Below are 18,616 nucleotides of genomic sequence, written 5' to 3' on the forward strand. Positions count from 1 at the left end.
TAGGCTGCAAGGTTAGCAAGCCGCCCCTGTACCTGCCCTGAACACTCGGTGAACATGCACTGAATCAAATCGACTAGGCTGTCCTGACCACTTTCGATAAGGAGACCGACCATGCGCCTGTTCCTCGCCCTCGCCCTGCTCGCTGCCAGCAGCCTGGCCAACGCCGCGATCAAGACTCAGGAGATTCCCTACCAGAGCGCCGACGGCACCAGGCTGATCGGCTATTACGCCTACGACGACGCAATCAAGGGCAAGCGCCCGGGCGTGGTGGTGGTGCATGAATGGTGGGGCCTGAACGATTACGCCAAGCGCCGCGCCCGCGACCTCGCCGAACTGGGTTACAGCGCGCTGGCGATCGACATGTACGGCGAAGGCAAGAACACCGAGCACCCGAAAGATGCGATGGCGTTCATGCAGGCCGCGACCCAGGATGCCGCCGCCTCCAGCAACCGCTTCGAGGCCGGGCTCAATCTGCTGAAGCAACAGCCGCAGACCGACGTGAATAAAATCGCCGCCATCGGCTATTGCTTCGGCGGTGGCGTAGTGCTCAACGCCGCGCGTCAAGGCGAACCGCTGGCGGGCGTGGTGAGCTTCCACGGCGCACTGGCGACCACCACCCCGGCCACGCCCGGCAGTGTGAAGGCGAAAGTTCTGGTCGAGCACGGCGCGCTGGACAGCATGGTCACCGCCGACAACGTCACCGCGTTCAAGGCGGAAATGGACAAGGCCGGCGCCGACTACACATTCGTCAGCCTCGACGGCGCCAAGCACGGCTTTACCAACCCGGATGCCGATCGTTTGAGCCACGGTGAACACGGTGGCCCGGATATCGGCTACAACAAGGCAGCCGATGAAAAATCGTGGGCGGACATGAAAGCGTTCTTCCAGAAAATCTTTGGCTGACATTGCCCCTGTGGCGAGGGAGCTTGCTCCCGCTCGGCGGCGAAGCCGTCGCAAAAACCTGCCGATGCGGTTTACCTGACAGACCTCATCCACAGTTTTTTGGGCGGCTTTGCCCCCCCAGCGGGAGCAAGCTCCCTCGCCACAAAAGTACGCAGCCTCTACCCAGTCGTGGCTTCAACCGGCAAAATGCCCGCCATGAATTCCAGCCCGATCCTCCCCGCCTGTTGCACCCCGCTCGACGCCCACTGGCCGTTGCCTAACGTGTTGGCCGACAGCGTCCTGCTGAGCACCCGTTTCGACCCCGGGCAACTGCTGGGCGATGACTTCCAGCGCAGCGCCATCGAGCCGCCGCCGAGCATTCAGCGTTCTGTTGCCAAGCGTCAGGCAGAGTTTCTCGCCGGGCGGATCTGTGCCCGCGCCGCGTTGCAGCAGCTCGAAGGCTCAAGCGTGATCCCGGCGATTGGCGAAGACCGCGCCCCGGTGTGGCCGCCGCATATCTGCGGCTCGATCACCCACAGCACCGGGCGCGCGGCGGCCATCGTCGCCAATAAACGGCACTGGCGCGGCTTGGGCATGGACCTGGAAAACCTGCTCGACAGCGACCGCGCCGAACGCCTGGCCGGAGAAATCCTGACGCCAGCGGAATTGCAGCGCATGGCTGCCGGCTCGCCGGAGCAATTGGGACTGTGCGTAACGCTGACGTTTTCGGTGAAAGAGAGCCTGTTCAAGGCGCTGTATCCGATCGTGCAAAAGCGCTTTTACTTCGAGCACGCCGAAGTGCTGGAGTGGACGGAGCAAGGTCAGGTGCGGCTGCGGCTGTTAACCGATCTGTCCGCTGAATGGCGCCATGGCACCGAGCTGGAGGCGCAATTTGGGGTGCTGGATGGGCAGTTGTTGAGTCTGGTGAGCATTCCTGCCTGAAGGTTTTTCAGCGCCGGTGAGGACCTCATCGCTGGCAAGCCAGCTCCCACAGGGTTCAGGGATGTATCTAAAAACTGTACTCACCACAGACACTGTGGGAGCTGGCTTGCCAGCGATGGGGCCGGCAAAACCACCACAAAACTCAGCGCCGCTCCTGATTCCTCGGCCAGCTCAGACTGAAGCAAGCCCCACCCAGGCTTTTGCTCTTGTTGATCAATGCCCGACCGTCATGCCAGTGGATGATCCTTCGCACAATCGACAGGCCCAGCCCATGCCCGCCCGACGCCCGGGTGCGACTGTCATCCAGGCGCAGGAACGGCGTGAAGATGCGCTCCCAGGCCGACTCCGGCACGCCCGGCCCGTCATCCTCGACGTCGACCCGACAGCGCAATTGCCCGACCTGATAGCTCACCGTCACCTTCGAACGCGCATGGCGCATCGCGTTGCTCACCAGGTTCTGCAACGCGCGGTGCAGAAAGCGCGGCTCGGCCTCGACCCAGGCGCCATCATTGTCCGCCGCTGACAGGCACAACCCGCGCTGCACCGTGACCTCGGCGCGCAACGGCGCCAGCTCCTCGATCACCTGATTGACCAACGCATCAAGATCGATGCGTTGAAAGGTCAGCGCGGGCGAGCCCTGCTCCAGCCGCGCGTAGGTGAGCATTTCATCCACCAGCTTATCGAGGTCCTCGATGTCATGATCCATGCCCTCGCGGTACTTTTCCAGTGCCTGCGGGGTGGTGGCCGAGCCGATCATCTCCAGCCCGAAACGCAGGCGCGCCACTGGCGTGCGCAGTTCATGGGACACCGCACGCACCAGTTCGCGCTGGATGGCCAGCAACTGCTGCAGGTGCTCGGCCATGCCGTTGAACGCCGCCGCCAGGCGCCCGACCGAATCAGCGCCGCGGGCCGGCACACGGGTTTCCAGGCTGCCCTTGGCAATGCGCGTGGCCGCCGCTTCCAGTCCACGCAAGCGCCGCTCAAGCTGACGCACCAGCAGATAAACGATCAGACCGATCAGGCTCAAGCCGAGAGCGGCGATCAGCACCAGCCATTGCGGCGGATACGGATTCATTTGATACAGCGGGCCGATCTCCAACACCCACGGCGTGCCGACCATGCCGGCGAACACCCGGATCGAATCACCGCCCTTGCCCAGCGCCATGACCGTATCGCCCTCGGACACGCGACGGCTCTGGTCTTCGTCCATGTCGGCCTCGTTCACCGTGACCAGCCGCAAATCAAAGCCGAAGCCCTTTTCTTCCTTTAACTGCGCCAGCCGCTTGGGCTGTTCGCCGACCGGGAAACGCACCAGTTCATCGGCCAACAGGTAAATAGTCGCCCGCGCCAATTGCTCGCTGATCTGCTGCACGTCGCCGGTGAGCACCAGTTGTTCTTTATCGCTGACCATTTTGTAAACCCGCGCTGCGTGCGGGCCGGTCTGCTCCACCAGCGCCTGACCGCGCTGCACCCGAGTGCGCTGGGACAGATCCAGACCAGTTTCGGAAAACCTCTTCAAGGCCAGCGGAATCCCCAGCAACCGCTCCCACACCAGCAGCGCCCGATGGCGCTCGGTCTCGTTCATCGGTTGCAGGTTGTCGGCCATCAGCGAAAAGGTGCCGTGGGCCAGGCGCTCGCGGTACTGCTCGCTGCGCACCTGATTGAGCAGGTGCAACGCCAGCACGCCAAGCACCGCCACCAGGATCAGCGCGGCGCACATACCGCCGTAGATGCGCAGGAAGATCGAGTTCACAGCGCCAGATCCACGCAGGCTTCGGGGACGAACAAATAGCCTTTGCTGCGGATGGTCTTGATCAGGCGCGGGTGATCGGGGTCATCGCCGATTTTCGGGCGGATGCGCGAGATGCGTACATCGATCGAACGGTCCTGGCCGTCGTAGCCGATGCCGCGCAGCGCGGTGAAGATCTCTTCGCGGGAGAGGATCCGCCCGGCATTCGACACCAGCAGCCAGAGCAGGTCGAACTCGGCGCTGGTCAGTTCGATGCCACTATCGCTGAGCCAGGCTTCGCGCAAGGCGTTGTCCACCACCAGCGGACCGAATTGCAGGCGACGGCTTTTTTCCGCGATCGGCTCGGCTGTGTCACTGCGTCGCAGCAACGCCTGGATCCGCGCCAGCAACAGCCGTGGCCGCACCGGCTTGCACACGTAATCGTCGGCACCGAGGTCGAGGCCCTGAATCTGGTCGGCATCGTCGGTGCGTGCGGTGAGCATCAGGATCGGCCCGTCGTAACGGTCACGCACCTTGCGGCAGATGCTCAGGCCGTCTTCACCGGGCAGCATCAGGTCGAGGATCACCAGGTCCGGCTGCTCCTTGATGATCCGTGCCGCCGCCAGCGCGCCGTTGCCTTCGATCTCCACGCGCAATCCATTGGCTTGCAGGTATTCGCGGGTGAGTTCGGCCAGACGCTGGTCGTCCTCGACTATCAATACCTGCCAGGCTTCTTGCTCCACCAGTGACCTCTGCTTGCTGTTGTTATTAATAAGGCAGAAACGCATTGCCCCTGTAGGAGCTGCCGCGGGCTACGATCGTTTGACCTTGCTTTCTAAAATCAAAAGATCGCAGCCTTCGGCAGCTCCTACACAGGTGTGCGGTCGCCCGCAGATTCGGATCCTCCGGTCTTTTTGTCATCTTTGGGGAGGATAAGAATGGGTAAACACCGCCCGATTGTATAAACGGCGTACAGCCAGAACACAAGTCGCCAAATGCGTTCGGACAAGGCGGTTTTTTGTGGTAGGGTTCGCGCCCTTAAAAATCCGCTGAAGCGTTTTTCCCGACTGAAAAACAGTGACAAACGGTCTAGCTCAGCAGGTTCGCGGCCTACACGGGAATTCCTGGTTTCTTACACAATTTACGCACAGGTTTATCCACAGCTAGTACGTTGCAAGCCCCCTCGAAACGCATTATCTTGTAGCACGGCGCAAGGAGAGACCCTACATATAGGGTTTTCCACTCAAACGCCCAACCACATTTCGGACCTGAAACTCAAGCGCTTTATTGCCAGTTTCCGGTTGAACCAAGCAAGTTTTTCAAAGCCCAAACCGCACTTGCGGATGGCGCCGTTTTTCAGGTTGGAAACGACCGGAACGGTACGGGTGTTGCAGTCAGTACTGTCACCCTGGAAGGAATCCGGCTCGAGCCCTGGCTCGCAGCCAAAAACTTCGGCAAGGATGCGGCGTCATTAGCCTTTTTCCTACTGGTCCGAAGTTGTTATGCCCGACCCCCGTCGGTTGTAGTGCTTCGGACCAGAACGGTGAGCACCATGATGGTGCTCAAACAAACATAGAGAATGTGGAGATCACCCCCCATGCAAACCGACACAACTCGCGAGAACCCGCAGGGCACCTTGCCGCAGGCCGCCGATTCGAATTCGGATCTGGCCGCCACCGCGCCTGGTCAACTGCGCGTGATCAAGCGTAATGGCACTGTCGTTCCTTACACCGATGACAAGATCACCGTCGCTATCACCAAAGCGTTTCTCGCAGTTGAAGGCGGCACCGCTGCCGCTTCGTCGCGAATCCACGACACCGTTGCCCGCCTGACCGAACAAGTCACCGCGACCTTCAAGCGTCGCATGCCTTCGGGCGGCACCATCCACATCGAAGAAATCCAGGACCAGGTCGAACTGGCCCTGATGCGTGCCGGTGAGCAGAAGGTCGCTCGCGACTACGTGATCTACCGTGACGCCCGTTCGAAAGAACGCGCCACCCGCACCACCACCGAAGAGCCGGTACAGGCGCATCCTTCGATCCGCATCACCCGCGCCGACGGTAGCCTTGCGCCGCTGGACATGGGCCGCCTGAACACCATCGTCACCGAAGCCTGCGAAGGCCTGGCTGAAGTCGACGGCGAGCTGATCCAGCGCGAAACCCTGAAAAACCTGTACGACGGCGTGGCCCTGAACGACGTCAACACCGCCCTGGTGATGACCGCGCGTACCCTGGTCGAGCGTGAGCCGAACTACTCGTTCGTGACCGCCCGCCTGCTGATGGACACCCTGCGTGCCGAAGGCCTGGGCTTCCTGGGTGTGGCCGAAAGCGCCACGCACCACGAGATGGCCGACCTGTACGCCAAGGCGCTGCCGGCTTACATCGCCAAAGGTATCGAGTTCGAACTGCTGAACCCTGTGCTGGCCTCCTTCGACCTGGAAAAACTGGGCAAGGCGATCAACCACGAGCGCGATCAGCAATTCACCTACCTGGGCCTGCAGACCCTGTACGACCGTTACTTCATCCACAAGGATGGCGTGCGTTTCGAACTGCCGCAGATCTTCTTCATGCGCGTGGCCATGGGCCTGGCGATCGAAGAGAAGCAGAAAGAAGACCGTGCGATCGAGTTCTACAACCTGCTGTCGTCCTTCGACTACATGGCATCGACTCCGACCCTGTTCAACGCCGGTACCCTGCGTCCACAGCTGTCGAGCTGCTACCTGACTACCGTTCCGGACGACCTGTCGGGCATCTACCACGCGATCCACGACAACGCCATGTTGTCCAAATTCGCCGGTGGCCTGGGCAACGACTGGACTCCTGTGCGTGCTCTGGGCTCGTACATCAAGGGCACCAACGGCAAGTCGCAAGGCGTGGTTCCGTTCCTGAAAGTGGTGAACGACACCGCCGTAGCCGTTAACCAGGGTGGCAAGCGCAAAGGCGCTGTATGTGCCTACCTGGAAACCTGGCACATGGACATCGAAGAGTTCATCGAGCTGCGCAAGAACACCGGTGATGATCGTCGTCGTACCCACGACATGAACACCGCCAACTGGATCCCTGACCTGTTCATGAAGCGCGTCTTCGATGACGGCAAGTGGACCCTGTTCTCGCCATCCGAAGTACCGGACCTGCACGACCTGACCGGTAAAGCCTTCGAAGAGCGCTACGAGTACTACGAAGCCCTGACCGAGTACCCGGGCAAGGTCAAGCTGTTCAAGACCATCCAGGCCAAAGACCTGTGGCGCAAAATGCTGTCCATGCTGTTCGAAACCGGCCACCCATGGCTGACCTTCAAAGACCCGTGCAACCTGCGCAGCCCGCAGCAGCACGTCGGCGTGGTCCACAGCTCGAACCTGTGCACCGAGATCACCTTGAACACCAACAAGGACGAGATCGCCGTTTGCAACCTGGGCTCGATCAACCTGCCGAACCACATCGTGGATGGCAAGCTGGACACCGCCAAGCTGCAACGCACCGTGAACACCGCTGTACGCATGCTCGATAACGTGATCGACATCAACTACTACTCGGTGCCGCAAGCGAAGAACTCCAACTTCAAGCACCGTCCGGTCGGTCTGGGCATCATGGGCTTCCAGGACGCTTTGTACCTGCAGCACATCCCTTACGGTTCCGACGCTGCCGTCGAGTTCGCCGACAAGTCGATGGAAGCGGTCAGCTACTACGCGATCCAGGCCTCCTGCGACCTGGCCGACGAGCGCGGCTCGTACGAGACGTTCCAGGGTTCGCTGTGGTCCAAAGGCATCCTGCCGCTGGATTCGCAACAGATCCTGATCGAGGCTCGCGGCCAGAAGTACATCGACGTTGACCTGAACGAAACCCTGGACTGGGCACCGGTTCGCGCCCGTGTACAGAAAGGCATTCGTAACTCCAACATCATGGCCATCGCACCGACCGCGACCATCGCCAACATCACCGGCGTCTCGCAGTCGATCGAACCGACCTACCAGAACCTGTATGTGAAATCGAACCTGTCGGGCGAATTCACCGTGATCAACCCGTACCTGGTTCGCGACCTCAAGGCTCGCGGTCTGTGGGACTCGGTCATGATCAACGACCTGAAGTACTACGACGGTTCGGTTCAGCAGATCGAGCGCATCCCGCAAGAACTCAAAGAGCTCTACGCGACCGCGTTCGAAGTGGACACCAAGTGGATCGTTGACGCCGCCAGCCGTCGTCAGAAGTGGATCGACCAGGCCCAGTCGCTGAACCTGTACATCGCCGGCGCCTCGGGCAAGAAGCTCGACGTGACCTACCGCATGGCCTGGTACCGTGGTCTGAAAACCACCTACTACCTCCGTGCCCTGGCCGCGACCAGCACCGAGAAGTCGACCATCAACACCGGCAAGCTGAACGCTGTTTCCAGCGGCGGCAACCACGGCGACGATTCGGTGCTGGCAGCTCCTGCCGGCCCGGCTCCAGTGCCAAAGGCTTGCGCGATCGACGAGCCGGATTGCGAAGCTTGCCAATAAGCTGAGCTGTATCAGGCGTTGCGAGACGCCTGATACTCTCCGGGCAAAAGAAACCCCCGACAGACTTCTGGTTTGTCGGGGGTTTTCTTTTGCGTGGAAAAAACCACAAGCATAAAAAACGGCGAGGCCCTATTACGGGACTCGCCGTTTCAACATTGCAGCCTTGGTCAGCCCATCACGGACTCGGTCATTGCCTGCCCTACCACCGGGATGGTGAAAGAGTCGCCATTGTTGGTGTAGAAGGTTTCAATGGTGTTGGCCCCCTTGTTCCAATCCTTCAAGAACAGACCGGAGTCCAGGTTGCCGCTCTGCACGTCCGCAGCATTGAAGATGTAGACACCCTGGTCGTTAGTCATGATGCGGACATCATTGAAACTCTGGATGTTTTTCAGGGTGACGATATCGATGCCCGTGGTGCCGTCATCGGAAATCGCAACCATGGTTTTGGAGGACACGAAATAGGCATCGCTGCCCTCGCCACCATAAGCGTCACCCGAAGCATTCAGGTACAGCTTGTCCGCACCTGCCCCCCCGCGCAGTTCGTAGCCATGACCCAAGCCCGTCAATGTATCGTTACCGTCGCCACCGTTGGCAATGCCAGAAAAGACCGTGATGTTGTCATTACCGGCTTCACCATAGAAAACCGACCCCACATCGCGCGCATAACCCATGATGTAATCATCGCCGTTACCGCCATAAATGGTGTCGGCCTGGTTATCCGTCGAGCCAGGTGCGGACAGAGCACTGATATCTGTGAAGCTATGACCGTAGAGAGTGTCATTGCCATCGCCGCCATACAGGATGTCGTTACCGTCTCCCCCCTCCAACATGTTGGCGTAGGCATTACCGGTCAAGGTGTCATTGAATGCCGAACCGATCAGGTTATCGATATTGATCAGCACATCACCTTGGGCATCGCCGCCGCTGACGGCACCTGTCAGAAGATTGATCTGCACGGCATCGGAGCTATTGACGTACCAGGCGCCATCACCACGCCCCACGCCGGTCATGGTGTCCGCACCGCCGCCACCAATGAAGCTCTCGGCTGCTCTGGCACTGCCGGTGAAGGTATCGGCAAAACTTGTACCCTGGAACGCCTCGATCGAGGTGTAGGCGTCGCCCGCAGCGATACCGGTAAGCACCGTTGGACTCAAGTCCAGCGTGATGCCTGAAGTCTCACTCGCAAAGCTGAGGATGTCGGTGCCGCCGCTCCCATCGAAATTATCCGCACCCAGCCCACCAACGAAGATATCGCCGCTGTTCGATCCCCGAATTTGCTCGATACCGACATACGTATCACCAAAGGCGATGCCGGAATTCACCCCGGTCTTGGTGTTGATCGTCACACCGGTCGGGCTGTCCACATAGCTGGCGACGTCAAAACCATTGCCACCAATAAATTGGTCAGCGCCTGCGCCGCCCGACAAAGTGTCGTTGTTGGCGCCGCCCGTGATGATGTTGTCCAGACCGTTGCCGAAACCGGTGAACACGCTGTTGCCCACGTAAGTCAGGCGCTCGACGTTGTCGGCCAGACGCAGATTGGTGAGCACCGTGCGCACTTCATCATCGCCACCGCCGGCGGTTTCGATCACGTTCACTGCGTTACCGTTGACGAAATACACGTCGTTGCCAGTGCCACCAATCAGTTTGCTGCCGGCAAGGTTCGCGGTCAGCGAATCGTCGAAGGATGAACCGATCACGGTTTCGATGTTGTACAGCCGATCACCCTGCGCATCGCCACCAACACCCGCCAGGCCACCGACCAGGCTCACCGTCACACCGCTTGCAGAGCCGGAGTAATCAACGGTGTCGTTGTTGCCCATCGAACCATCGAACGTGTCGGCAGCGGCGCCACTGATGAAGATGTCGTCGTAGTTCGAGCCTTGAATCACTTCAATGCCAACGAATGTATCGCCCTCAGCAATCCCGGTGTGTACACCAGTCTTGGTGTTGATCGTGATTGAGCCAGGGCTGTCGATGTAGCTCACGGTATCGCTGCCCGCACCACCGATGAACTGGTCAGCCCCCGCACCACCCGACAAAGTGTCGTTGTTGGCGCCGCCCGTGATGATGTTGTCCAGACCGTTGCCGAAACCGGTGAACACGCTGTTGCCCACGTAAGTCAGGCGCTCGACGTTGTCGGCCAGACGCAGATTGGTGAGCACCGTGCGCACTTCATCATCGCCACCGCCGGCGGTTTCGATCACGTTCACTGCGTTACCGTTGACGAAATACACGTCGTTGCCAGTGCCACCAATCAGTTTGCTGCCGGCAAGGTTCGCGGTCAGCGAATCGTCGAAGGATGAACCGATCACGGTTTCGATGTTGTACAGCCGATCACCCTGCGCATCGCCACCAACACCCGCCAGGCCACCGACCAGGCTCACCGTCACACCGCTTGCCGAGCCGGAGTAATCAACGGTGTCGTTGTTGCCCATCGAACCATCGAACGTGTCGGCAGCGGCGCCGCTGATGAAGATGTCGTCGTAGTTCGAGCCTTGAATCACTTCAATGCCGACATACGTATCACCCTCGGCAATCCCGGTGTGGACGCCGGTTTTGGTATTGATCGTGATTGAACCAGGGCTGTCGATGTAGCTCACGGTATCGGTGCCCGCACCACCGATGAACTGGTCAGCCCCCGCACCACCCGACAGAGTGTCGTTGTTGGCGCCGCCCGTGATGACGTTGTCCAGACCGTTACCAAAACCGACGAAGTTGCTGTTGCCCACGTAAGTCAGGCGCTCGACGTTGTCGGCCAGACGCAAGTTGGTGAGCACCGTGCGCACTTCGTCATCGCCACCGCCGGCGGTTTCGATAACGTTCACTGCGTTACCGTTGACGAAATACACGTCGTTGCCAGTGCCACCAATCAGTTTGCTGCCTGCAAGGTTTGCGGTCAGCGAGTCGTCAAAGGACGAGCCGATCACGGTTTCGATGTTGTACAGCCGGTCGCCCTGCGCGTCACCGCCAACACCGACCGCGCCACTGAGCAGGCTCGCCGTCACACCGCTTGCCGAGCCGGAGTAATCAACGGTGTCGTTGTTGCCCATCGAACCATCGAACGTGTCGGCAGCGGCGCCACTGATGAAGATGTCGTCGTAGTTCGAGCCTTGAATCACTTCAATGCCGACATACGTATCACCCTCGGCAATCCCGGTGTGGACACCGGTCTTGGTGTTGATCGTGATCGAGCCAGGGCTGTCGATGTAGCTCACGGTATCGCTGCCCGCACCACCGATGAACTGGTCAGCGCCTGCGCCGCCCGACAAAGTGTCGTTGTTGGCGCCGCCCGTGATGACGTTGTCCAGACCGTTACCAAAACCGACGAAGTTGCTGTTGCCCACGTAAGTCAGGCGCTCGACGTTGTCGGCCAGACGCAGGTTGGTGAGCACCGTGCGCACTTCGTCATCGCCACCGCCGGCGGTTTCGATCACGTTCACTGCGTTACCGTTGACGAAATACACGTCGTTGCCAGTGCCACCGATCAGCTTGCTGCCGGCAGCGTTGGCGGTCAGGGAGTCATTGAAGGATGATCCGATCACGGCTTCAATCGAAGTCAGCGTATCCCCCTGAGCGTCTCCACCGATACCCGTACCGGTAGACAGATTGACCGTAACCCCAGCCGTCGAGTTGGCGTAAGACGCGGTATCAATACCGTTTCCGCCATTCAGGATGTCAGCACCGGCACCGCCGTCCAGCAGATCGTCGCCCTCACCACCACTCAACGAGTCATTACCTGCAAACCCATACAGCTCATCCGCACTTGACGTGCCTACCAGTGTGTCCGTACCCGATGTTCCGTTTATAACCGCCATTATTTCTTCCTTGCCTTGTTGGATGAATCGATAGTCAACGTAACGCTGCAGAATCGCTTCTTTGAAACCGAGCGGCTTTGAGCGCGATCATTAATGTGACGTTTTACAGCTCGGCAACCAGAGGTCTTCATGACCTCTGAAAGTTTGACGCGTACACCCTCTTTGCTCGGCGAGCGTGCAATTACTGCACCACAGAGACCGACGAACGGTAGGAGTTTTTAAAAATGCCTGACAACGGACAAAAAAAAACCGACACCCAAGGGCGTCGGTTTTCAGTGCAGCTCTCAGATCACATCAGGTCATCTGAATGATGGTCTGCATGATGGTGCTCTGGGTCGAAATGGTCTTGGCGTTCGCCTGATAGTTGCTCTGGCCCTTGATCAGATCCACCAGCTCGTTGGTCAGGTTAACGTTGGACTCTTCCAGCGAGTTGGATGCGATCGAACCCAGAGTACCGGTTTCCGGCGCATCGTAGCCTGGGATACCCGAGGCGAAAGTCTCTTTCCAGCTGGTACCGCCGACCGCCTGCAGGCCTTGTTCGTTGGTGAAGCTGGCCAGCGCAACCTGGCCGATGGCCTTGCTCTGGTTGTTGCTGAAGTTGGCGAACAGCGTACCGGTGCCGTCGATGGTCAGGTTGGTGATCTGGCCAGTGGCGTAACCATCCTGAGTCGGGATCGAACGCGCGGTATCAGCGTTGAACTGAGTGGTCTTGGCCATGGAAATGGTCACGCCATTGGTGTTGGCAGACGCACCGTTTGGCGTGAAGGTGCCATTGATCACTTTACCCGGCACCCAGCCGGTCAGCTTCAAGTCACTGCTGATGATCGGGTTCGGCGCAGGAGGCGGCAAGGTGCTAGGCGTACTGACCTGAGTCAGGTTACCCGAACTGTCGAACGTCAGCGTCGAAGCAACCGGAGGGGTCTTGGTTGGATCGCTGCCGGTTGCATCCGGATTGCGCCCGTCAACCAGGGTGTAAACCTTCCAGGTGTTCTGACCCGTCTTCACCACGTACTGATCCATGACGTGCGAGTTGCCCTGGGAGTCATAGATCGGAGTACTGAACTGCTTGGTGTAAGTCTCGAGTTTTGCCGGGTCAAAAACGACCGCGTTAGCGCCGGTATCGGTGATCACCGGCGCCGACGAGTTCAGGTTGATGCTCGAAGTCACCAATGAAGTCGACTTCGGCGCCAGGTTCGAAGTGTCGATCTTCAGGTCGGTCAACACGCCGTTGATGACCTTGCCGTTGGCATCCACACCGTAGCCTTGCAGACGCGAGGTGTAGTCGGTGTTGGTGATGTAACCTTTATCGTCGACCTTGAACGTACCGGCACGGGTGTAGGTGATCGCGCCGTTATTGCTCATGGTGAAGAAACCCGAGCCGTTGATGCCCATGTCCAGCACGTTACCGGTGTTGCTGATGTCACCTTGGGTAAACTGCTGGGAAACGTTGGCCAGACGCACACCGTTACCGATGACCTTGCTGCCGCTACCCAGGCGAGTGGCCGAGTAGACGTCTTCGAATTCTGCACGGGACGATTTGAAACCGGTGGTCGCGACGTTGGCGATGTTGTTACCGGTCACGTCCAGTTGTTTGTTGGCTGCATAGAGACCGCTAAGGCCGATATTGAAAGACATATTCCACTCCTTTGTGCCGGTTAGTCGGCTCTATATACCAATGGTTTGTACTTTGGACAGGGCGACGGTGCCCTTGCCGGACAGGTTGAGCATCAGCTCGCCACCGGTCTGGCTGATGGTCACGCTGGTGACGGTGGCCGGCAGGTAGGTCGCCATATCGGTCGAGGTACCATTGATCGATGCGTTGGCCTTGACGGTATAGGTACCGGTCTTGACCAGATTGCCGTCCTTGTCCTTGCCGTCCCAGGTGAAGCTCGCGCTGCCTGCGGCGCGGCTGCCCAGATCGAGGGTGCGAACCACCGTGCCGCTGCTGTCGGTGATGCTGACGGTGCCGCCGGCAATCGACGATGGAACGGTGACCGAACCGGTCATGCCTTTGCTCGGATCGTCGAGCTGAACCGAGTTGGTCTGCACAATCACGTTGCGGCCCACCAGCGACGACGCCTGCAACGCCTGCGACGAGTTGTAGTTGCCGGCCAGCGAGCTGACGGTGCTGTTGAGGGTGGTAATGCCCTCGAGGCTGCTGAACTGCGCCAACTGCGCAACGAAGGCGCTGTTGTCCTGCGGATCGAGCGGGTTCTGGTTCTTCAACTGGGTGACCAGCAATTGCAGGAACGCATCCTTGCCCAATGCCTGGCCGCCGGTGGCGCTGTTGGTGGCCGAAGCAATGCCACCGGTGGTCGAACCGGTCTTTTTCGACGAGTTCGCCAGGATGTCATTCATGCTCAGGCTGCTGGTGGTATCGGTAACGCTCATGGCAGTCGCCCCTTATTACTGACCGAGGGTCAGCACCTTCTGCATCATGGTTTTGGCGGTGTTCATCATTTCGGCGTTGGTCTGGAACGAGCGGCTCGCGGAAATCATGTCAGCCATTTCTTCCACCACGTTGACGTTCGGGTAGTAGACGTAGCCCTTGGCATCGGCCGCTGGATGGTTCGGCTCGTAACGCGCTTCGAGGTTGCTCTGGTCTTCGACCACACCGAGTACCTGCACGCCCTGGCCTGCGGCGTCCTGGCTCTGGAACAGCGAGTTGCTGCCGCTGTTCTGGCCGCCCTGGAACATGGTGGCAAACACCGGGTGACGGGCACGGTAGGTCTGGTCGATGCTCGACGAGACGGTTTCGGCGTTGGCGATGTTCGAAGCCACGGTGTTCAGACGCGTGGTTTGTGCGCTCATGCCGCTGCCGGCAATGTTGAAAACGCTGGACAGGGACATGGATTACTCTCCGCGCAGGGCTGACACCAGCCCTTTGAATTTGCTGTTGAGCAGGGTGAAGCTGGCCTGGAAGCCGACCGCGTTTTCCGCGTAGTTCGACTGCTCAAGCTGAGCATCAACGGTGTTCTGGTCGATCGAAGGCTGCATCGGCGTGCGATACATCAGCGACTCGTCGCCATTGCCCAGGCCTTCAGCTTCGATGTGACGGCTGTTGGTCATGTTCAGGGCGATGGTGCCGTTGGCGTTCTTCTGTGTCTGTGCTTCAAGCACTTTGGAGAAGTCCAGATCCCGAGCCTTGTAGTTCGGGGTATCGGCGTTGGCGATGTTGTTGGCCAGCACTTCGGCACGCTGAGCGCGGAAGCCCAATGCCTTTTCGTGAATGCCGAGCGCTTTATCGAAGCTGATGCTCATGTCGGGAACCTTCGGGTGACCGGTTTTTCGTACCTGAGCTTTAGCAAGCGTCGTGCCAAACAGAAAAACCCAAGTAAACCGTGGCTTTGCGGGGAGTCGGCAAAGCGGCAATGCCAGAAAAGCGGCAACCGGTTTCCGCCAACTGCCGCTTTTCTGCCGCTTGCCCTTCCCAACGGCATCCGTCGCCTCGATCTGTAGGAGCTGCCGAAGGCTGCGATCTTTGATTTTGCCTTTAAAGATCAAGATCAAAAGATCGCAGCCTTCGGCAGCTCCTACATGAAACAAAGCATCAGGCATAAAAAAACGGGAGGCCTTTGCGGGCCTCCCGTTTTTCATGTTGTCGATGCAATCATTTCGCCTGGTAAATGATCCCCGGACTGCACTGGACCATCTGGTAATGATCCGGCAAACCGTTCAGCGCTTCGGAGGCGCCAAGGAACAGATACCCGCCCGGCTTCAGCGTGCTGTGAATGCGCAACAGGATGTCTTTCTTCACCTCGGCGGAGAAGTAGATCAGCACGTTGCGGCAGAACACGATGTCGAACTTGCCCAGGCTCGCGTAGCTGTCGAGCAGGTTGAACGAACGAAATTCCACCCGGTTCTTGATCGGCGCCTTGATCACCCAGCGGCCCGGCCCTTTCGGGTCGAAATAACGCTGCAGACGATCGGGGGACAAACCGCGTCCGATCGCCAGGCTGTCGTATTCGCCGGTCTTGCAGTTGTTCAGCATGCTGCCGGACAGGTCGGTGGCAACGATCTGCACGCCCATCTTCAACTGGCCGAGGTTACTGCGCTCGAACTCATCGATCGACATCGACAGCGAATACGGTTCCTGACCCGATGAGCACGCCGCCGACCAGATCCGCAGACGCTGGTTGGGACTGGCCTTGATCGCTTCGGGCAGTACCTTGTTCTTCAAGACTTCAAACGGATAGGTGTCACGAAACCACAGGGTTTCGTTGGTCGTCATGGCATCGACCACCTGCTCGCGCAAACCGCTGCGCGGCTGGGTCTGGATGCGCTGTACCAGCTCACCCAGGGACTTGATGCCTTGCTGCTCCATCAGTTTGTTGAGACGGCTCGAGACCAGGTACTGCTTGTTTTCACCGAGCAAAATGCCACAGGCTTTTTCCAGGAAGACCCGGAACTGTTCGAAATCCAAATTACCCGTAGACAATGATGCCGCCTCTTAAATCGTGTTGACCGCCAGGGGCAAAAGGCCCCTAGCTGATATCTGCTGCTTTGATCCGGTCGACTACCCGGGATGCCAGGTCATCAGGACGGAATTTGGCCAGGAAGTCATCGGCACCGACTTTCTTGACCATCGCCTGATTGAATACCCCCGACAACGAAGTATGCAGGATGATATGAAGCTTTTGCATGCGAGGGTCGCTGCGGATCTCCGCCGTCAGGGTGTACCCGTCCATCTCCGGCATCTCGATGTCGGAAATCATCATCAGGAACTCTTCTTCCGGCTTCTTGCCCTCATCGACCAGCTTGCGCAGGTAATCCAGCGCCTGCCTGCCATCGTTCAGCGCCACTACCTCGACACCGACCGTCTGCAGGCAACGCGTGACCTGCTTGCGCGCCACCGACGAGTCATCGACCGTCAGCACCCGCAGCGACAACGCCTTGCTCTGGGTCTCGACATCGACCACCCCCACCGAAATCGCTTCCGGCGTCGGCGCCACTTCCGCCAGCACCTTCTCGACGTCGATGATTTCGACTAACTGATTGTCGACTCGAGTCACAGCGGTCAGGTAGTGATCGCGCCCCGTGCCCTTGGGCGGCGGATGGATCTCTTCCCAGTTCATGTTGACGATGCGCTCCACCGAGCGGACCAGGAAACCCTGGGTCTTGGTGTTGTACTCCGTGATGATCACGAACGGATTTTTCTTGTCTTTCAACGCCCCGGAACCGGTCGCCATTGCCAGATCAAGGATCGGAATGGTTGCCCCCCGAATATTCGCCACCCCGCACACGACAGGACTGGACTTGGGCATCAACGTCAGCGACGGGCATTGCAGCACTTCCCGCACCTTGAACACGTTGATTCCGTAGAGCTGCTGACCGTCGAGACGGAACAACAACAGCTCCAGGCGATTCTGCCCTACCAGTTGCGTGCGCTGGTTCACCGAATCCATTACACCAGCCATGCCCAGACTCCTACACCAACGCCAAGTGTTGTTGCGACGCACATTCATTGCTAAACGGCACGGCGCTTGCTTTTTAACTCGTATGAACGCTCAAACGACATTTTTCCGACGCCTGACCTCCCGCACCCGCAAAGCGCTGTGCGCGACGTCTGCCGTCTGCTTGTTTTTCGCTGGCAGCCCTGCCGGTGCTGATACGGTTACCTTGCCTGACATGCTTATCGGCGTCACTCAGGGCTTTCTTGAGTTCACCGTAGAAGACTATCTGGCTACCAGTCAAACGGAAGGCCGCTACGAAATCGAGGTCAACCAGCTCGACCCGCGTATGCGCATGCCAATGTGCGACAAGGAATTGACAGCGTCGCTGGAGAGTCCGGCACGTCCGCTGGGCCGGGTAACGGTCAAGGTCCGCTGCGAGGGAAGCTCGCCGTGGACGGTGTTCGTGCCCGCTCAAGTCCGCCTGTTTCGCGAGATTGTCACCACCACCCGACCGCTCAAACGCGCCGGTATTATCGAGCCGCAGGACGTGACCTTGCGTGAACGCGACGTCAGTCAGATCAATCAGGGATTTTTGACGTCGGTGGATGACGCCATCGGGCAGAAATTAACCCGACCAACGGTCGCCGATCAGGTGATTACCCTGGTGCATCTGGAACAGGCGGAAGTGGTGCGCAAGGGTGATCAAGTGGTCATCATCGCCCGCAGTGGTACGCTCGCCGTGCGCATGCCCGGGGAAGCCCTGGCCAATGGGGGTCTGAAAGAACAGATTCGGGTGAAAAACCTCAATTCCAACCGGGTCATCAAGGCGCAGGTCATCGCGCCGGGCCAAGTGGAAGTGGCCATGTAAAACACACTCGCAGAAAACTGGCGCCAGCCCCGCCCCTTCCCTAAACTGTGCCGCAGCAGGACACGCTTCGGCACATGCAGCTCATTGCAAAGTGAGCCTAAAGTTTTCCAGGGAATGGCCGAGAACATGGCAAGCGTCCAAATTCCCAGAGGTTTTTAACATGGTCATCGATTTCAGCCGTTTGAACAGCTCCTCGTCACTTACGGGCAGTACACGTACCAGCAACGCCAAGGAATCCGCCGAAACCGGTACCTCCGCGCCGCTGAATACCCCGGCCGAAACGGCCAGTACCGCAAAAAGCGGGGAATCGGTACACCTCAGCAATGAGGCTCAACAGTTGCAGAAGGTCACTGACAAGCTGCGTGATCAGCCTGCCGTCGACAAAGCCCGCGTGGCCGAGTTGAAAGCAGCGATTGCCGATGGCAGCTATAAAGTCGACAGCAACCGTGTAGCCAGCAAACTGCTCAACTTCGAAGCCCAGCGCTAGGCTTT

Annotated in this window: 14 protein-coding genes; 5 read left to right on the forward strand and 9 right to left on the reverse strand. The window is 59.1% G+C overall.

The features are described from left to right. The first annotated feature begins 111 nt into the window (after nt 1–111). Nucleotides 112–903 (forward strand): dienelactone hydrolase family protein, encoded by a 792-nt coding sequence (locus HBN98_RS06680; protein ID WP_083368190.1) that lies wholly within the window; start codon nt 112–114, stop codon nt 901–903. Between the two features lie 195 nt (nt 904–1,098). Then, a complete protein-coding gene (locus tag HBN98_RS06685; protein WP_083368189.1) occupies nt 1,099–1,824 on the forward strand; it encodes a 4'-phosphopantetheinyl transferase family protein in 726 nt (241 codons plus the stop codon). A 142-nt stretch (nt 1,825–1,966) separates the two neighbouring features. Here HBN98_RS06685 and HBN98_RS06690 read toward each other — a convergent pair whose 3' ends face one another. Next, on the reverse strand, nt 1,967–3,577 hold the full coding sequence (locus HBN98_RS06690; RefSeq protein ID WP_064588755.1) for an ATP-binding protein: 1,611 nt from the start codon (nt 3,575–3,577) through the stop codon (nt 1,967–1,969). Further along, a complete protein-coding gene (locus HBN98_RS06695) occupies nt 3,574–4,296 on the reverse strand; it encodes a response regulator (protein ID WP_064588756.1) in 723 nt (240 codons plus the stop codon). Before HBN98_RS06695 ends, HBN98_RS06690 begins: the two co-directional genes overlap by 4 nt. 854 nt (nt 4,297–5,150) lie before the next feature. Here HBN98_RS06695 and HBN98_RS06700 point away from each other — a divergent pair. Further along, nucleotides 5,151–8,045, forward strand: coding sequence for a ribonucleoside-diphosphate reductase subunit alpha (locus HBN98_RS06700; RefSeq protein WP_064588757.1), 2,895 nt, complete (start codon nt 5,151–5,153; stop codon nt 8,043–8,045). A 167-nt stretch (nt 8,046–8,212) separates the two neighbouring features. Here HBN98_RS06700 and HBN98_RS06705 read toward each other — a convergent pair whose 3' ends face one another. From HBN98_RS06705 to HBN98_RS06735, 7 genes are all read right to left on the reverse strand, one after another. Beyond that, nucleotides 8,213–11,863, reverse strand: coding sequence for a beta strand repeat-containing protein (locus HBN98_RS06705; RefSeq protein ID WP_169844039.1), 3,651 nt, complete (start codon nt 11,861–11,863; stop codon nt 8,213–8,215). Nucleotides 11,864–12,157: 294 nt separating this feature from the next. Beyond that, entirely contained in the window at nt 12,158–13,498 is a 1,341-nt protein-coding gene (flgE, locus tag HBN98_RS06710; protein WP_083368188.1) for a flagellar hook protein FlgE, read from the reverse strand. 30 nt (nt 13,499–13,528) lie between these two features. Next, nucleotides 13,529–14,254 carry a flagellar hook assembly protein FlgD gene (gene flgD / locus HBN98_RS06715; RefSeq protein WP_064588759.1) on the reverse strand — a complete coding sequence of 242 codons (726 nt, stop codon included), beginning with the start codon at nt 14,252–14,254 and terminating at the stop codon, nt 13,529–13,531. Between the two features lie 15 nt (nt 14,255–14,269). Next, on the reverse strand, nt 14,270–14,713 hold the full coding sequence (gene flgC, locus HBN98_RS06720; protein ID WP_003227217.1) for a flagellar basal body rod protein FlgC: 444 nt from the start codon (nt 14,711–14,713) through the stop codon (nt 14,270–14,272). Between the two features lie 3 nt (nt 14,714–14,716). Continuing rightward, a complete protein-coding gene (gene flgB, locus HBN98_RS06725) occupies nt 14,717–15,124 on the reverse strand; it encodes a flagellar basal body rod protein FlgB (RefSeq protein WP_007917581.1) in 408 nt (135 codons plus the stop codon). Nucleotides 15,125–15,473: 349 nt separating this feature from the next. Beyond that, a complete protein-coding gene (gene cheR / locus HBN98_RS06730; protein WP_064588760.1) occupies nt 15,474–16,301 on the reverse strand; it encodes a protein-glutamate O-methyltransferase CheR in 828 nt (275 codons plus the stop codon). A gap of 46 nt (nt 16,302–16,347) precedes the next feature. Beyond that, nucleotides 16,348–17,280: a chemotaxis protein CheV gene (locus HBN98_RS06735; RefSeq protein ID WP_064588761.1), complete on the reverse strand. Its 933-nt coding sequence runs from the start codon at nt 17,278–17,280 to the stop codon at nt 16,348–16,350. An 82-nt stretch (nt 17,281–17,362) separates the two neighbouring features. Between HBN98_RS06735 and flgA the strand changes: the two genes are divergently transcribed. Together flgA and flgM are read left to right on the forward strand one after the other, a co-directional pair. Then, nucleotides 17,363–18,124, forward strand: coding sequence for a flagellar basal body P-ring formation chaperone FlgA (gene flgA / locus HBN98_RS06740; protein WP_082920349.1), 762 nt, complete (start codon nt 17,363–17,365; stop codon nt 18,122–18,124). A 160-nt stretch (nt 18,125–18,284) separates the two neighbouring features. After that, a complete protein-coding gene (gene flgM, locus HBN98_RS06745) occupies nt 18,285–18,611 on the forward strand; it encodes a flagellar biosynthesis anti-sigma factor FlgM (RefSeq protein ID WP_083368187.1) in 327 nt (108 codons plus the stop codon). The last annotated feature ends 5 nt before the right edge of the window (nt 18,612–18,616 follow it).

The organism is Pseudomonas koreensis (genome assembly GCF_012986595.1).
GTDB lineage: Bacteria > Pseudomonadota > Gammaproteobacteria > Pseudomonadales > Pseudomonadaceae > Aquipseudomonas > Aquipseudomonas koreensis.

Coding starts and splice junctions, on each gene's coding strand:
- HBN98_RS06680 (WP_083368190.1), top strand. CDS start 112: ATGCGCCTGTTCCTCGCCCTCGCCCTGCTCGCTGCCAGCAGCCTGGCC.
- HBN98_RS06685 (WP_083368189.1), top strand. CDS start 1,099: ATGAATTCCAGCCCGATCCTCCCCGCCTGTTGCACCCCGCTCGACGCC.
- HBN98_RS06700 (WP_064588757.1), top strand. CDS start 5,151: ATGCAAACCGACACAACTCGCGAGAACCCGCAGGGCACCTTGCCGCAG.
- HBN98_RS06705 (WP_169844039.1), bottom strand. CDS start 11,863: ATGGCGGTTATAAACGGAACATCGGGTACGGACACACTGGTAGGCACG.
- flgE (WP_083368188.1), bottom strand. CDS start 13,498: ATGTCTTTCAATATCGGCCTTAGCGGTCTCTATGCAGCCAACAAACAA.
- flgD (WP_064588759.1), bottom strand. CDS start 14,254: ATGAGCGTTACCGATACCACCAGCAGCCTGAGCATGAATGACATCCTG.
- flgC (WP_003227217.1), bottom strand. CDS start 14,713: ATGTCCCTGTCCAGCGTTTTCAACATTGCCGGCAGCGGCATGAGCGCA.
- flgB (WP_007917581.1), bottom strand. CDS start 15,124: ATGAGCATCAGCTTCGATAAAGCGCTCGGCATTCACGAAAAGGCATTG.
- HBN98_RS06735 (WP_064588761.1), bottom strand. CDS start 17,280: ATGGCTGGTGTAATGGATTCGGTGAACCAGCGCACGCAACTGGTAGGG.
- flgA (WP_082920349.1), top strand. CDS start 17,363: ATGAACGCTCAAACGACATTTTTCCGACGCCTGACCTCCCGCACCCGC.
- flgM (WP_083368187.1), top strand. CDS start 18,285: ATGGTCATCGATTTCAGCCGTTTGAACAGCTCCTCGTCACTTACGGGC.